At 58.4% G+C, this 14,878-nt stretch carries 12 protein-coding genes and 1 pseudogene; 8 read left to right on the top strand and 5 right to left on the bottom strand.

The window, feature by feature from the left end; all coding sequences use genetic code 11:
* From ACUTJJ_RS22055 to ACUTJJ_RS22045, 3 genes and pseudogenes are all read right to left on the bottom strand, one after another.
* Positions 1-293 (bottom strand): annotated as a pseudogene (locus tag ACUTJJ_RS22055) (hydroxyacid dehydrogenase); the annotation flags it as partial.
* Complete coding sequence (locus ACUTJJ_RS22050; protein WP_445543422.1) at positions 290-2,161, bottom strand: DUF2264 domain-containing protein; 1,872 nt, start codon at positions 2,159-2,161, stop codon at positions 290-292. The pseudogene ACUTJJ_RS22055 and the gene ACUTJJ_RS22050, both read right to left, overlap by 4 nt.
* Positions 2,154-3,218, bottom strand: a complete 1,065-nt coding sequence (locus tag ACUTJJ_RS22045) for a LacI family DNA-binding transcriptional regulator (RefSeq protein WP_445543421.1) — start codon at positions 3,216-3,218, stop codon at positions 2,154-2,156. The genes ACUTJJ_RS22050 and ACUTJJ_RS22045 overlap by 8 nt, the downstream gene beginning before the upstream one ends.
* 112 nt (positions 3,219-3,330) lie before the next feature.
* Between ACUTJJ_RS22045 and ACUTJJ_RS22040 the strand changes: the two genes are divergently transcribed.
* The 7 genes from ACUTJJ_RS22040 to ACUTJJ_RS22010 all read left to right on the top strand — a co-directional run bounded on the left by ACUTJJ_RS22040 (position 3,331) and on the right by ACUTJJ_RS22010 (position 11,571).
* Positions 3,331-4,623 (top strand): ABC transporter substrate-binding protein, encoded by a 1,293-nt coding sequence (locus ACUTJJ_RS22040; protein ID WP_063949893.1) that lies wholly within the window; start codon positions 3,331-3,333, stop codon positions 4,621-4,623.
* 180 nt (positions 4,624-4,803) lie between these two features.
* On the top strand, positions 4,804-5,733 hold the full coding sequence (locus ACUTJJ_RS22035; RefSeq protein ID WP_144577968.1) for an ArsR/SmtB family transcription factor: 930 nt from the start codon (positions 4,804-4,806) through the stop codon (positions 5,731-5,733).
* 120 nt (positions 5,734-5,853) lie between these two features.
* Positions 5,854-7,365 carry an arabinosylfuranosidase ArfA gene (gene arfA, locus ACUTJJ_RS22030; protein WP_445543420.1) on the top strand — a complete coding sequence of 504 codons (1,512 nt, stop codon included), beginning with the start codon at positions 5,854-5,856 and terminating at the stop codon, positions 7,363-7,365.
* Between the two features lie 7 nt (positions 7,366-7,372).
* Complete coding sequence (locus ACUTJJ_RS22025) at positions 7,373-8,446, top strand: ABC transporter ATP-binding protein (protein ID WP_445543419.1); 1,074 nt, start codon at positions 7,373-7,375, stop codon at positions 8,444-8,446.
* Positions 8,447-8,520: 74 nt separating this feature from the next.
* Positions 8,521-9,795, top strand: a complete 1,275-nt coding sequence (locus ACUTJJ_RS22020; protein ID WP_445543418.1) for an extracellular solute-binding protein — start codon at positions 8,521-8,523, stop codon at positions 9,793-9,795.
* A 67-nt stretch (positions 9,796-9,862) separates the two neighbouring features.
* On the top strand, positions 9,863-10,747 hold the full coding sequence (locus ACUTJJ_RS22015; RefSeq protein WP_063949888.1) for a carbohydrate ABC transporter permease: 885 nt from the start codon (positions 9,863-9,865) through the stop codon (positions 10,745-10,747).
* Positions 10,744-11,571: a carbohydrate ABC transporter permease gene (locus ACUTJJ_RS22010; RefSeq protein ID WP_209089854.1), complete on the top strand. Its 828-nt coding sequence runs from the start codon at positions 10,744-10,746 to the stop codon at positions 11,569-11,571. The genes ACUTJJ_RS22015 and ACUTJJ_RS22010 overlap by 4 nt, the downstream gene beginning before the upstream one ends.
* Before the next feature lie 64 nt (positions 11,572-11,635).
* On the opposite strand, the gene ACUTJJ_RS22005 is transcribed toward ACUTJJ_RS22010, so the two are convergent.
* Entirely contained in the window at positions 11,636-12,109 is a 474-nt protein-coding gene (locus ACUTJJ_RS22005; RefSeq protein WP_209089852.1) for a VOC family protein, read from the bottom strand.
* A 129-nt stretch (positions 12,110-12,238) separates the two neighbouring features.
* Complete coding sequence (locus ACUTJJ_RS22000) at positions 12,239-12,829, bottom strand: methyltransferase family protein (protein ID WP_445543417.1); 591 nt, start codon at positions 12,827-12,829, stop codon at positions 12,239-12,241.
* A gap of 287 nt (positions 12,830-13,116) precedes the next feature.
* Between ACUTJJ_RS22000 and ACUTJJ_RS21995 the strand changes: the two genes are divergently transcribed.
* Positions 13,117-14,878 (top strand): methyl-accepting chemotaxis protein (locus tag ACUTJJ_RS21995; RefSeq protein WP_445543416.1); only part of this gene is annotated, 1,762 nt, incomplete at its 3' end.

Here is a 14,878-nt window from a genome sequence, read left to right as displayed (position 1 = left end):
AACACCGCTTGCGACAGGAAATATTTGACCGTGCCGGCAGCATGGGAGATCAGCCTGAGCCGCGGCATCACAGCGAGCTCCCTTACCCCGATCTCCGGGCAGCCCCAGCCGGTCAGAAGAATATCCGTCTGCGCGAGCTGCTCTTGCACCGCGGGATCGTGGAAGTCGCGGATCGGAAGAGTATCGAGTATATCGGCAATCTGTGAAAGCTTGGTCAATGCCTGCGAAGTCAGCACGTGCTGTGTTCGCTTGGTATCCATAGCCAGACTGAGACGCGGAAGCGGGCTTGTCATTGCGGCAGTCCTGCCATGGCGCTGACCGGAACTCCCTCATCAGCAAACAGGCGATCAAGCGTTTCGAGGTCCGGGAGTCGCGGAACAGAAGCCAGTGCCTCCTCGCTTTCTGCCCCGCTGACACCGACAAAGACGGCGCAGGCAAGCAGAGTGTCCCCCGCCGGGATCTCACCCCGCAATTGTGGCACCGTGGTCTTGGCGTTGATGAGGTTCGTGTTGGGAAGCGCTTTCAGCGCGACGCCGTACCGGGTGATGCTCGAACCAAGATCGACAATGGCGGAAATATCGGTCCTGCAATCGGCCGTCGCCCGTCCGGTCTCTTCGCGCAAGGCATCGCCGTCGCCATCGTTGCGGTTGATTGCAAAACCGCCTTCGATCACGGAAAGGGGGCGTTCGGACGTGATCCGGTGCAGCCGGATATGCCAGTCGCCAGCCACAACCAGCGTGGTTTCAACGGCGACATCGGCAAACGGCTTCCATGTCGCGCGCAGGTTTTCCCCCGCCAGCAGAACCTTCTCGTTGGTTTCGCGCACGCGGTAATGCAGGCCGTCGTCGGAAAAGGCCAGAATATTGTCGAAGCCATTGGTCTTGAAACCACGTTCATCCACTTCGACGCCGAAACCATAACGGGAGGAATAGGCGAATTTGGCATATTTTTCAGGGCCGCCGCGCATGGCGAGGTTTTCCTGGCCGCTGGAAAGTGCGGTGACATTGCCCTTCGTCCGCATCATCACCATGCCGGGATGAACAAGCGGCTTAGGGCTTGCGGATGGTTCGGGCAGCTTTTCTTCCGCCTGCCAGAAGGGGTGGCTTTCTGGCAGGGCGAGCGGCAAAAAAGCCTTGAAGGCCCAATAGGGCGAACCGGCCGAATTATAGCTTTCCGACATGGTAAGCTGCGGATAGGCGTAACCGATGGAAAGCACGCCGTCGCGATCGGCAATCGGCTTGTCCGCCCACCAGCGCAGATGGCTCAGACAAAGCCCCTTGATCTCGCCCCAGGGCAGCGCCTCCTCGTCGGCAAAGGCAAGGCCGGCCCAGAAACCGCCGCAGGCAAAACGGTAGGTCATGGAGCGACCAAAAGCCAGTGTACCGCCATCGTTATCGAACCAGCGGGCGAAATCGCCAGCGAAAAGGCGGGCGCGTTCGCGGTAACGTTCGGCATAAGCATCACCCGGCTTGCTGAGTTTCGCATAAATCAGGCCATAGAAATGCATGGCGAAGGCAATATAGTGATCGACGCGGCGGTAATTGCCATCGCGATACCAGCCGTCGGCTATATAGAAATCGTCGAGTTCCTTCTGAAAGGTTTCGGTCAGGCTGCGGTCGAATTCGATACCGAGATGGTCGAGCGCCATGTCGACCATGATGCGAAAAAACTTCCAGTTATTGTCGGCGTATTGGCGCTCGCGCGCTGCCAGGAGATAGCGGCGCACATTGTCTTTCTGTGTAGCGGACAGCGGCTCCCAAAGGTGCTGCGGCGCAAGGCGCAGCGCAAATCCGATGGCCGCGAGCTCCACAAGTCGCTGGTCTTTTTCGCGTACGTCGCCCCAATACTCAGGGTGGGAAGGGTCGGTGCCATTAGCGATGCCCCGTGCCAGAAGCGGCCAATGGTCGAGTGGATCGCCGCCCATCGCCAGCGGCGCTATGCCCCATAGCGGCCGGGCAAAGCCTTCCAGATCAGCCGCGGCGCGGTCGAAATGTGCGGCGGTGCCGCTCAGCGTCACCCTTGCGCCGCCTGGCGAAAAATAGCGCAGAAGCGGCGCGAAACTGTCATCTAGCGCCCGGCGCACATCGGCGCGGCTTTTCAGCGGGTTACCGTATAGCGGGTTAAATCTGGCCATTGCGGGTCTGGTCATGGTGTCATGCATCACGTGTTGCCTTCCGCGTCACTTTCGCCTTGCCTGCGGTTTGCCCCTCGACAAGATGAACGCCGAGCTGCACCTGACGGGCGTTGGCGGAAGGCTCGGTCAGACGCCGCCGCAACAGGTCAACCGCTTCGCGGGCGATCTCGCGGCGGTCGACCCGGATCGTACTGAGACGCGGCGTGGAGAGTTCGGCAAAAGGAAGGTCGTCGAAACCGATGATGGAAAGATCCTCGGGCACGCCGAGGCCAAGCTCCTGCGCTGCGCCCAGCGCACCAAGGGCAATGGCGTCATTCATGCAGAATAGGCCTGTCAACTCAGGGTTCTTGGCCAGCAGCTGACGAACCGCATTGCCGGCCTGCCCGAAGCCGCTATCCGCCGTCGAAAGCAGGAACTCCTCATAGGTCGCTCCCTCTTCCTCAAGAATCGTCTGTCGGAAGCCGCGCATACGCTCCCTGATGGTGTGGCGATGATGTGGGCCTATATAGGCGACCTTGCGATGCCCCAGTTCCAGTAGCCTTCGCGCTGCCAGCGCACCCCCGTAAAAATTCGAAGGCGAGACGCAATCGAGGGCCATGGCGGGATCGGCGCTGTTGACCAGAACCGGTTGCACGACGCCCTGCGTGATGCGGTGGATGATCTCCTCCTCAGGATCGAGGCCGATGGCGAGGAGGCCGTCCACCTCGCAAACCCGCTGGATCAGCGCGTCGTCAATCTGCTTCTGGTGTAAAAGCCTGATATCGAGTTCGAATCCGTCCGTCTGCGCAAGGCTTCGCAACGTATCGAAAATGTCGTGGTAAAAAGCGCCGATATCGCCCGTTGCCCTTTCCGCGGACATGAGCGCAAGAATTGTCTTGCCTTCCAGCGGCACACCGGTTGCCTGGTTCATCGCCGGTCGCAGGGGATAGCCTAGCTCCGCCGCAACGCCCAGAACCTTGGTCTGGATCGATGCGCTTATTCCTTTTTCGCCAGCCAGAACGCGCGAGACAGTGCTGATGGAGACGCCAGCGCGTTGGGCGATATCCGACTGACGCGGACGGCTGATGTCGGGCGTATCGTTCATATCGTCTCCTGCGCTTGCAAAAAAATCATTTGTCATGCAAATATTGCAACGAAAGAAAAATTGCAAGAAATTAAGCCGTATCTGAAAAATTTGCAAAACGCGGGAGGAGCAGATGCAAATGATCGATAGACGTGGATTTTTGGTGACCGCGGCACTGGCCGGCCTTGGCGTTGCCGCTGGCGGCTTGCGCGCGTCCGCAGCAGACACGCGCCTCCGTTGCGTATGGTGGGGATCTGCCGATCGCAGCAAGCGCACCAACGATGTCATTGCTCTTTACCAGAAGGCCAATCCGCAGACGGAGGTGAGCGGCGAAATGATCGCCGGTTCCGATTACTGGACCAAGCTTGCGACGTCGATGGCGGGACGCAACGTTGCCGATATCTTCCAGCTCGAGCCTTCCACCATTGCCGATTATTCGGGTCGAGGCGCCTGCATGGAGCTGGATCAGTTCGTCGGCAAGTCGCTTGATCTTTCTACCTTCGGCAAAAGCGAGGTGGATCTCTGCCGCATCGACGGCAAGCTTTACGGCGTCGGCCTCGGGCTGAATTCCTTCTGCATGATGTATGACGCCGATACGCTGAAGGAGGCCGGCGTATCTGTGCCGAAGGAGCAGATCACCTGGAAGGCGCTTGCGGAACTGGCGCGCGATTTCAAGAAGAACGGCCCGGCAAAACGCAACTATTGGGCCGTGCCCTATGGCGCGCGTTATCATTATGTCTTCGATGTCTGGCTGCGTCAGCGCGGCAAGCTTCTGTTCCAGGACGGCACCATCGGCTTTAACAAGGAAGACGCCAAGGAATGGTTCGCCTATTGGGAGGACCTGCGCGAGAACAAGCTTTGCGTTTCCGCCGATATCCAGACGCGTGACGACAATACCATCGAGTCCAACGCCTTGACGCTTGGCAATTCAGCCATCGGTTTTGCCTATTCCAACCAGCTTGTCGGCTACCAGAAACTCAACAAGCAAACGCTCTCTATCGGTATGCTCCCGGGCGAGGGGCCGGGGAAGCCAACCGGTCATTATTACCGGCCAGGGCTCATCTGGTCGATTTCGTCCACCTCGACAAATGGGGAAGAGGCGGCGAAATTTATCAACTTCTTCGTCAATGATCTGGAAGCGGGCAAGGTGCTCGGCGTCGAGCGCGGCGTGCCGCCCGCCAAGGTGGTGCGTGAGGCCCTGTTGCCGACGCTCAATGAGACCGAGCGCAAGACGGTGGATTACATTGAGAGCCTGTCGGGTAAGTTGGATTCCTACCCCGAGCCCGCCCCGATCGGCGCCAATGAGTTTGACCGCGGCGTGATGCGTCCTATCGCCGATTCGCTCGCCTTCGGCCGCGCCAGCGTGGATGAAGCAGCGCAAAATCTCGTCGACACCGGCACGCGGACCCTGCGCAAGCGCGGCTGACGACGAAAAGGCACCGCCGTGCGGTCTCGCAGCCGCATGGCGGTGCCTTTCCCTTGATATCTGGCGACGTGGGAAGGCTTTCTTTCCTTTGCGCCGGCATTATGACAAAGAGGGCTGGACAAGTACGGGTTATTTAAGCCAGAAATTCTGATCTGGATCGATAAATCTGAAGATTAGACTATGGCGCCCAATTTCCTGCTCGTTGATGCTGAAAAAGAGTTCGATGTTCTGAAGGCGGCTGCGTCTCTGATCCGCGTACAGATATTGAAATTGCTGCATGAGCAAAGCGGCCTCAACGTCAACGAAATCGCTCAAAAATTAGAGCTGCCGCAGTCCACCGTTTCCGCCGGTGTGGCTGTGCTCGAAGACGCGGGGCTGTTGCGGACGGAGACACGCAAGGCCCGTAAGGGCAGCCAAAAAATCTGCTTTGCCACCTGCGACGAATTGATCGTTTCCTTCCGGAAACCCGAGGTGCCGGTGGTCTCAAATTACATTGCGGTCGCCATGCCGCTCGGCCTTTATACCCAGAGTTCTGTCACCGCGCCCTGTGGAATTTGCTCGCCCGATGGTATTATCGGGCTTCTCGATGTCCCTGATACTTTCATGGATCCAGACCGGATGAAGACGGCGCTGCTATGGCTGACATCGGGTTTCGTGGAGTATCAATTCCCTAATAATGCCAAGATTCAGGGCCGTGAAGTCGAGGAAATCGAGTTTTCGATGGAGGTGAGTTCCGAGGTGCCGGGAACTCACAGCAATTGGCCCTCCGATATCACGCTGTCCGTCAATGGCAAGGAAATCGGCGTCTGGACCTCGCCAGGGGACTTTGGCGACAAGCGGGGCGTCTTCACGCCGGACTGGTGGAAACTGTCCGGCTCCCAATACGGGATGCTGAAAACGTGGCGCATCACCGCACAGGGAACCTATGTCGACGGAACCCGCATTTCGGATGTCACGCTTGCGGATATCGATCTCGCCAGCCACCGCTCCATTCGGCTACGCATCGAGGTCAAGGCCGATGCCAAACATCCCGGCGGGCTGAACATCTTCGGTCGTGGTTTCGGCAATTATGATCAGGACATTATCCTGCGGCTGCGAACGGCCGGCTAATCTCACAAAAGTCATAAGTATGATTTTCGCGGTTGACAGGCGCGAATTCCCTCGGCAACTATATCGATAAATATGGTTTATATCATGTTTTGAAATATGAATGCGCAGGGAGGAGAGCCTATGAAAGCGCGGGTTTCAGTCCACCGGGATTTCCGGATTGGGCGTATCGACGATCGCCTATATTCCGCCTTCATCGAACATATGGGGCGTGCGATCTATGGCGGGATCTATGAGCCAGGCCATCCGCAGGCGGATGCCAACGGCTTCCGCAAGGACGTTCTGAAGTTTGTTCAGGATTTAAAAATTCCAGCCATCCGCTACCCCGGCGGCAACTTCGTGTCTGCCTATCGCTGGGAAGACGGCATCGGCCCGCGCGATCAGCGTCCCATCCGCCTCGACCTCGCCTGGCGCTCGAAGGAAACCAACCAGATCGGCATCAATGAATTTGCCGACTGGGCGCAGATGGCCGGCATCGAGATGATGCTCGCGGTCAATCTTGGCTCCCGTGGTCTGGATGACGCCCGCAACTTCCTTGAATATGTGAATTTCCCAGGCGGTACTGCTCTCAGTGACCTGCGCCGCAGCCACGGCACCGAAAAGCCGCATGGCGTGAAAATGTGGTGCCTCGGCAACGAGATGGACGGCCCCTGGCAGATAGGCCACAAGACGGCGGTCGAATATGGCCGCCTCGCCAACGAAACTGCCAAGGCTTTCAAGGGCTTCGATCCGGCCATTGAAGCGATCGTCTGCGGCAGCTCTAATGACGGCATGCCGACATATCCCGAATGGGAGCGCGAAGTGCTGGAGGAATGCTACGAGAATGTCGATCACATCTCGCTGCACAAATATTTCGGCAATAGCAGCCGCGACACGCTGAACTATTTCGGCAAAATCGAGGAAACCGGGCGCTATATCCAGACGATTGCAGGCGTCATCGATTATGTGAAGGCGAAGAAGCGCGCCAAGAACGATGTGTCCATCTGCTTCGACGAATGGAACGTCTGGTATCACATCCGCGAAGAAGACGGCAAACGCATCAAGAGCTGGGACTGGCCCGAAGCGCCTGCACTTCTGGAGGAAACTTACAACTTCGAGGATGCGCTGTTTGTCGCCGGTCTGCTCAACGAGTTCATCCGCCGTTCGGACCGGGTGCGCATCGCCTGTATCGCCCAGCTCGTCAATGTCATCGCCCCCATCCGGGCGGAAAAGAACGGGCCTGCCTGGCGCCAGACCATCTATTATCCCTATCAGTTCGCCTCGCTTTATGGTCGCGGTGTTGCGTTGAATGTTGCGGTGGATTGCCCGACCTATGATTGCAACGCGGCCGATGACGTCAAATATCTCGATGTCGCCGGGGTTTATGATGAAGCCCAAGGCATGATGACGCTGTTCGTGTTGAACCGGCACTTGACCGAGGCAGCCGACCTCGATGTCAGCCTCACCGGGTTCTCGTCGGCGTCACTCGACCTGCATCTGGCCATGGCGGGATATGACCTGCGTGTCGGCAACGGGCCGGATCAGCCGGATCGCGTTGTGCCGACGCCGGGCAGCGGCGTTGGCGTCGAAGACGGAGCGCTGAAAGGTTCCGTGCCAGCGCTGTCCTATCACGTGCTGCGGCTGAAGGTTCAGTGAGGCGGCCATGGGTGTCCGTCTCAACAATATAGCCAAGTCCTTCGGGTCCTTTGCGGCGATCCGGGATGTCTCGATGGAAATCCCGACCGGCAGCTTCGCGGTCTTCGTCGGGCCTTCCGGTTGCGGCAAATCCACGCTGCTGCGCATGATCGCCGGTCTTGAGGAGACCAGCGGCGGGCGCATCGCCATCGACGACCGTGATGTCACGGCCGTCGAACCGGCCGATCGTGGTGTGGCCATGGTGTTCCAGAACTATGCGCTCTATCCGCATCTGTCGGTGTTTGAGAACATGGCTTTCAGCCTGCGGCTTGCGCGCCGCCCGAAAGCCGAGGTGAATGAGAGGGTGGGCGAGGCTGCCCGCATCCTGCAACTCGAAGACCATCTGCATAAAAAACCCTCGCAGCTTTCCGGCGGGCAGCGGCAGCGCGTCGCGATTGGCCGCGCGATCGTGCGGCAGCCGAAGGTGTTCCTTTTCGACGAGCCGCTTTCGAACCTCGATGCGGAATTGCGCGTGCAGATGCGGCTGGAACTGACACGCCTTCACCGCAAGCTCGGCGCCACGATGATCTATGTCACGCATGACCAGGTGGAGGCCATGACGCTGGCTGACAAGATTTTCGTGCTGAAGGGCGGCGTGGTGCAGCAGGCTGGTGCACCGCTCACCCTTTATGACGATCCTGATAACCGGTTCGTCGCGGGCTTCATCGGCTCGCCGGCGATGAACTTCCTGCAGGCGCAGATTGTCGAACAGCGAAACGGCGTCGCGACGATTTCGCTCGATGGCGGGCAGAAGCATCTGGAAGCACGGCTTTCACAGCCTGTATCCGCCGGCCAGCGGGTCGAAATCGGCGTTCGGCCGGAGCATCTGACGATAACGCAGGAGGGTGCCTTGCCCGTCAATGTCGAGGTGGCGGAGGAGCTGGGCGATGTTTCCTATCTCTACACCCGCGCGCCCTCGGGCAAGGAAATCATCGTGCAGCGGCAGGGCTCGCGTGAGAGTCTCGATGGCCGGTCCGTGTCGCTTAGCGCGGCGCCTGAGCACATCCTGGTCTTCGACAGCGAGGGCAGGAGATTGCGATAGGCGCGAGGAGGCGCCTTTCGACTGAGCAGACCACCTCTTCAAGGGGTGTTTCCACATAACGGGAGGAGTGAACGATGCGACTGATCAAGACATTGCTTGTTGGCACGGTTTTGGGTTTGACCGCCCTGCCGGCGCTGGCCAAACAGGATATCGTCTGGTGGGACTTTCTGTCCGGCGGCGACGGCGTGCGCATGAAGGCGCTGATCGATGCCTTCAACAAGGAACATCCGGATATCCAGGTGAAGGGAACAACGCTCGAATGGGGCGTGCCCTTCTACACCAAGGTGCGGACCGCTTCTGCCGTCGGCGAGGGGCCCGATGTCATGACCTACCACCTTTCCCGTGCGCCGCTGGCGCTGCAGGAAAAGGTGCTGAGCGAGATTACCGACAAGGACCTCGAAGATGCCGGTCTGAAGAAAGACGATTTCTTCAGCGCACCGCTTGAGGCGGCGACCCATGACGGCAAGCTCTATGCCGTGCCTTTCGACATTCACGCGCTTATTCTTTATTACAATGCCGATCTTCTCAAAGGGTCGCCCTATATCGACGCCGAAGGCAAGTTGACCGGCATCAAAACGATGGACGACTTTGAAAAGGCTCTGGGCTGGGCGAGGGAGAATGGCGTTGAGACGCCGGTGACCTACCAATCCGGCGGCGAAGCCGGGGTCTGGCGTGTCTTCTACACCCTCTTCTCGCAGCAGGGCGGTGAACTCGTCACCAATGGCGAGGTGCTTGCCGGTGACAATGCCGAAAAGGCCGCCAAGGCCATCGACACCATGTCGAAATGGCGTGAAAACGGCTGGGCGCCCGAGCAGGCGGAATATCCAGCTTCCGTCGCGCTGTTCTCTGCCGGAAAATCCGCCTTCCAGCTGAACGGCGTCTGGGAAGTGCCGACCTACAAGGATCTGGAAAAGAACAACAAGCTGGGCTTCAAATGGAGCGCGGTCGAGGTTCCGCCCTTCATGGGGAAGCGCGCCACATGGGCGGATTCACACGCCTTTGCCATTCCCAACCAGGGCGACAAGACCGTTTCGGGTGAGAAGCGCGCCGCCGTCATGAAAGTGATCGGCTGGATGGAAAAACATGCCATCAGCTGGGCGGATGCGGGCCATATCCCGGCCTATAAGTCCATCACCGAAGGCAGCGACTACAAGGCGATGCAGCCGAATGCGACCTATGCATCTCTTGCGGAAGCGGCAGTATTCGATCCGAAAACCACGATCACCGGTGTTGCCTCGCCCGCCTATGATGCGGCGCTCAATGTCATCGCGCCGGCCATCCAGGGCTTCATGAGCGGTGCGGATGCGGTGGAGCAGATCAAGGAAGAGCTGCAAAGCAAGCTGAAGTGACAGGATACCAGCCCTCCGGTCTCTGGCCGGGGGGCGCCTGCAATGCGTGAAGTTCCGGAGACAGTCCATGGCAATGATTGAAAACCGGCGCAAGAAATCGCTGATCGCGCTGTCGATGGTGACGCCGTTCATCGTGGTCTTCGCCACCTTTTTCCTTTATCCGCTGATTGAAATGGTGCGCATGAGTTTCACAGATGCGCCGCTGATCGGTGACGGAAACTGGGTTGGGCTTGCCAACTACACCAAGCTGCTGAGCGACAAGCTCTTCGTAACCTCGCTGAAGAATAACGGCTATTTCGTGCTTCTGACCGTCGTGCCGACGACCGTCATCGCCCTGATGATAGCGCTCGCCGTCAGCCGCCTTTCGGGCGTCAAGCAGACGATCGCCATGAGCCTGTTCTTCCTGCCCTATGTGCTGCCCGTATCGGTCGTGACCGAAATCTGGGCTTGGATGCTCGATCTGCAGTTCGGCATTCTCCAGCCTGTCATTTCGCTGATTGCCGGAAAGCCGGTCGCGGTCTTCAAGAACCCGTATTGGGTCATGCCGATGGTCGCCGTCGTCACCATCTGGTGGACGAATGGCTTCAACGTGCTGCTGTTCATTGCTGGGTTGCGCAATATTCCCACCGAGCTTTACGAGGCCGCCTCGCTCGATGGTGCGACAACCTGGCAGCGCTTCTGGCGGGTGACCTGGCCGCTTCTCTGGCCTGTGACGGCTCTCGTGCTCACTCTGCAATTGATCCTGCAATTAAAGATATTCGATCAGATTTATCTGCTCAGCGGCGGCGGACCCTTCAACTCCAGCTTCGTGCTTCTGCTCAAAGTCTATCGTGAAGCCTTCCAGCTCAACAATGGCGGTTATGCCTCCGCTGTCGCGACCGTGCTGTTCCTGCTGATCATGATCGTTTCCATTCTCCAGTTTCAGCTGCTGCGCATTCGGAGGAACTCATGAGCCTCACCAGAAGAATAGAAAACATTATCCTGACCGTGCTGACCTTTTCTGCGGCATTGGTCTGGATTTTCCCGCTCTACTGGACGTTCGTGACCTCCATTCGTTCGGATGAGAATGTCGCGGGCAATACGTCGCTGATCCCGGATGAATTCCGGCTGAGCGCCTATGTCAGCGCCATATTCAATACCAAATTGATGAACTGGTATATCAACTCCGTTGGCACGGCGGCGATCGTTACCGTGTCGGTCCTGCTGATTTCGATGTTGTGCGCTTATGCGCTGTCGCAGATCCGCTTTCCTGGCAGGCGGCTGCTTTACGGCATCGTGCTGGCGAGTTTCATGGTGCCGGCGCAGACGCTTGTGGTCACCCAGTTCATCCTGATGAAGAACCTCAACCTCATCAATACCTGGGCGGGCATCATCCTGCCGCAGCTGATCACGCCCATCGTCATCATCGTCTACAAGCAGTTCTTCGACAGCGTGCCGAAAGAGATGCGAGAGGCTGTGGTGCTGGATGGCGGCGGTGAATACACCATTCTGTTCAAGGTCTATCTGCCGCTCAACTGGGGCATCACGACCGCCATGGCGATCGTGACATTCATCACGGTTTGGAACGCCTTCTTCTGGCCTTTCCTTGTCGTCACCTCGGAAAACATGATGACCATCCCGGTCGGCATCACGCAGGTCAACGACACCTTTGGCGTCGCTTATGCCAGGCTCATGGCCATCGCCATGCTGGCGGCGCTCCCGGTGATCATTGCTTACGTCATTTTCCAGAGACGCGTCACGGAGGCGATCATGATTTCTTCGGGCGTGAAGGGATAAATCCCACTTTCAGCCGGAGCGCGGCGGGCAGCAAGGAACAGGTCTGCCCGCCGAAAGGTTCGTGTCAACCGCGTCGCGCGGCTTCGATGGCGGCGATATCGATCTTTTTCATCTCCATCATGGCGTCAAAGGCCCGCTTGGCTTCTGCGCCTCCGGCGGCCAGGGCTTCCATCAGCACGCGGGGTGTGATCTGCCAGGAAACGCCCCATTTGTCCTTGCACCAGCCGCAGGCACTTTCCTGGCCGCCATTGCCGACGATGGCGTTCCAGTAGCGGTCGGTCTCTTCCTGGTCTTCGGTTGAAATCTGGAAAGAAAAAGCCTCGCTATGTTTGAAGGCCGGTCCACCGTTGAGACCGATGCAGGAAACGCCGGCGACCGTGAACTGCACGGTCAGCACATCGCCCTTCTTACCGGAAGGAAAATCGCCGGGCGCATGGTTGACCCCGGTAACCGCGCTGTCGGGAAATGTCTCGGCATAAAATCTGGCGGCAGCCTCGGCGTCCTTGTCGTACCAGATGCAGATCGTGTTCTTTTCCATTTGTGTGCTCCTCCCAAATTGAAATCGTCGTCGTGCCGGCGCGGAAATTCGCCGGCCATTGCCGGTTCCCCATCGGGCGTGAAATGCGGCTGTGGTGCAAACGTTCCGAAAACGTTGCGCCGTCCTGCGTCAAAGCCAGCGCCTTACCCTGCGGCGATAGGCATCATAGGCCGGACCGAGTTCCTTTGTCAGCACGCGCTCCTCAATACTGACCTGCAGCACCACCGCGACGATAACGGCGATGGCGACGGAAAGCTGCAGGACAGAGGTGAACACCAGCCCCAGACCGGCAAACAGCACAGTCTGCCCGACAAAGACCGGATTTCTGGAAAAGCTGAAAGGCCCGCCATCCACGATGGCGCCGAGATGGCCCTCGGCCGCACCGATGCGCCATGATTTTCCCATGTAATGCTGGGCGTATAGTGCGAGCAAACCTCCCGCCAGCACCATTGCCACCCCGAGGATACGGATGGCTGTGCCGGCATCGTGGCGGTCCAGAAGCGAGCTGGCCTGTTGCGGTTCGAGCCACAGAGTGACAAGCGGCAGAAGCGCGCCGAGAAGAAAGGCGACACGGAAAAGCATAGCGGGAATGGCTTGCCGTTCACGGCCTTTGGCGAAAAGCCAGATCGGCTCGCCCGTTTGTTTGGCCAATCGGGCCGTCAGCACTAAAAATCCGCCGATATAGGCCCACACCGAGAGCACTGCTATAATGTCGATCATGTTTCCCCCAGAAGCATTGTCAAACTCTGCAATTTCAAGAGGCATCGGGCCTCCGAATCGAAACTCAAGTACAGACACGAGTATTGCGCCGCCATGACTTCGGCCATGTGGCTTCAGGCCGCGTGGGGAATTTTGTAGGCAAGTGGCGGAATCGCCGGCTTTCCTTTGATGTTCAACTCCCGGCTGACGAACATCAACTTTATCCTTAAATATTATTTAAGAATGTAATCATAATATTCACGAATGATTTTGAATAGGAATCATCCCTTTCCATCGGAGAAACGCGCGTGAGTATTCTTGATCGTGGTGCCAATGCTTTTGCGGTTCTCGCCGCGCTTTCCAAATCCCAGGCCATCATTGAATTCGACCTTTCGGGAAAAATTCTCAACGCCAACGAAAATTTCTGTCGGGCGCTCGGTTATGAGCTTTCGGAAATCGTCGGCAGGCACCACAGCATGTTCGTGGAGCCTGCGGTCGTGTCCTCGCAGGACTACAAGGCCTTCTGGTCCAAGCTTTCGGCCGGCCAGTTTGATCAGCGGCAATATAAGCGCATCGGCAAGGGCGGCCGGGAAGTCTGGATCGAGGCGTCCTACAATCCGGTGTTTCGTCGTGGCAAGCCGGTGAAGGTGGTCAAGATCGCCACCGATATTACCGACCGCAAGCTGAAGGCGGCGGAAGATGCGGGCAAGATCGACGCGCTTTCGCGGGCGCAGGCCATCATTGAATTTTCTCCCCAGGGTGAAGTCCTGACTGCGAACGACAACTTTCTGGCAGCGCTTGGCTATTCTCTTTCCGAAGTGCAGGGCAGGCATCATTCCATGTTCTGCGACCCTGCCTATATCCAGTCGCCGCAATATAAACAGTTCTGGGACAAGCTGGCCGGCGGCAATTTTGTGGCGGATGAGTTCATGCGTCTTGGAAAAGGCGGCCGCAAGGTCTTCATTCAGGCCTCGTACAATCCCATCTTCGATCTGAACGGCAAAGTGTTCAAGGTCGTCAAATTCGCGACCGACGTGACCGGCCGCGTCGAAAACGTCGAAAAGCTGGCGCAATGTCTCACCGATCTGGCCGAGGGCGATCTTGCCCAGAGCATCGACAAGCCGTTCATTCCCTCTTTGGATCGCTTGCGCACGGACTTTAACGCCGCGTCTGAAAAGCTGAAAAGGGCGATGACGCTGGTTTCTGAAAATGCTGGCGCCATTTCGTCCGGCTCGAACGAAATCAGGTCCGCTGCCGATGACCTTGCGAGACGCACCGAACAGCAGGCGGCCTCGATCGAGGAAACGGCGGCCGCACTGGAAGAGATCACCACTGCAGTGAATGATTCGAGCCGCCGTGCCGACGCGGCAGGAAAGATCGTCGCCCGTGCCCGCGACCATGCCGAACATTCGGGCCAGGTCGTGCGCGACGCCATCAGCGCAATGGACCAGATCGAAAAATCCTCCCGTGAAATTTCCAATATCATCGGCGTGATCGATGAAATCGCCTTCCAGACCAATCTTCTGGCGCTGAATGCCGGTGTGGAAGCGGCGCGGGCAGGCGAGGCGGGCAAAGGCTTCGCGGTCGTGGCGCAGGAAGTTCGCGAACTCGCCCAACGCTCCGCGACGGCCGCAAAAGAAATCAAGAGCCTGATCAATGCCTCCGGCGCGCAGGTGGAGAACGGCGTGAGCCTCGTCACAAAGGCTGGCTCGGCTCTTCAGGAGATTGCCGAGCAGGTTCGGGATATCAATGGCAACGTCGTGGCGATTGTCGACGCTGCGCGTGAACAGTCCACGGCCCTTGTGGAAATCAATCAGGCGGTGAACACCGTCGATCAGGGTACGCAGCAAAACGCGGCCATGGTGGAAGAGCAGACGGCAGCAAGCCACAGCCTGGCGCGCGAGGCCGCGGCCCTGTTCGAACTCCTGGGGCAATTCAAGTTCGAGGATGCGGCTCGATCGGTCTCGTCTTCACGGAGCGTCCACCATCAGGCGTCGCCCGTCGCTCCGCGCCGCGCCGTCTCGCGTCCCCTTGCCACACGTGGCTCTGCTGCCCTTGCTGCCAACCACG

It is taken from the genome of Agrobacterium sp. DKPNP3 (assembly GCF_052686535.1).
Note: the sequence above shows the minus strand (reverse complement) of the source record. Positions and strands in the feature narration are given on the sequence as shown.

What these genes read in the sequence shown, in the direction of transcription:
- ACUTJJ_RS22050 (WP_445543422.1), bottom strand. Translation starts at nt 2,161, where the DNA reads ATGCATGACACCATGACCAGACCCGCAATGGCCAGATTTAACCCGCTA.
- ACUTJJ_RS22045 (WP_445543421.1), bottom strand. Translation starts at nt 3,218, where the DNA reads ATGAACGATACGCCCGACATCAGCCGTCCGCGTCAGTCGGATATCGCC.
- ACUTJJ_RS22040 (WP_063949893.1), top strand. Translation starts at nt 3,331, where the DNA reads ATGCAAATGATCGATAGACGTGGATTTTTGGTGACCGCGGCACTGGCC.
- ACUTJJ_RS22035 (WP_144577968.1), top strand. Translation starts at nt 4,804, where the DNA reads ATGGCGCCCAATTTCCTGCTCGTTGATGCTGAAAAAGAGTTCGATGTT.
- arfA (WP_445543420.1), top strand. Translation starts at nt 5,854, where the DNA reads ATGAAAGCGCGGGTTTCAGTCCACCGGGATTTCCGGATTGGGCGTATC.
- ACUTJJ_RS22025 (WP_445543419.1), top strand. Translation starts at nt 7,373, where the DNA reads ATGGGTGTCCGTCTCAACAATATAGCCAAGTCCTTCGGGTCCTTTGCG.
- ACUTJJ_RS22020 (WP_445543418.1), top strand. Translation starts at nt 8,521, where the DNA reads ATGCGACTGATCAAGACATTGCTTGTTGGCACGGTTTTGGGTTTGACC.
- ACUTJJ_RS22015 (WP_063949888.1), top strand. Translation starts at nt 9,863, where the DNA reads ATGGCAATGATTGAAAACCGGCGCAAGAAATCGCTGATCGCGCTGTCG.
- ACUTJJ_RS22010 (WP_209089854.1), top strand. Translation starts at nt 10,744, where the DNA reads ATGAGCCTCACCAGAAGAATAGAAAACATTATCCTGACCGTGCTGACC.
- ACUTJJ_RS22005 (WP_209089852.1), bottom strand. Translation starts at nt 12,109, where the DNA reads ATGGAAAAGAACACGATCTGCATCTGGTACGACAAGGACGCCGAGGCT.
- ACUTJJ_RS22000 (WP_445543417.1), bottom strand. Translation starts at nt 12,829, where the DNA reads ATGATCGACATTATAGCAGTGCTCTCGGTGTGGGCCTATATCGGCGGA.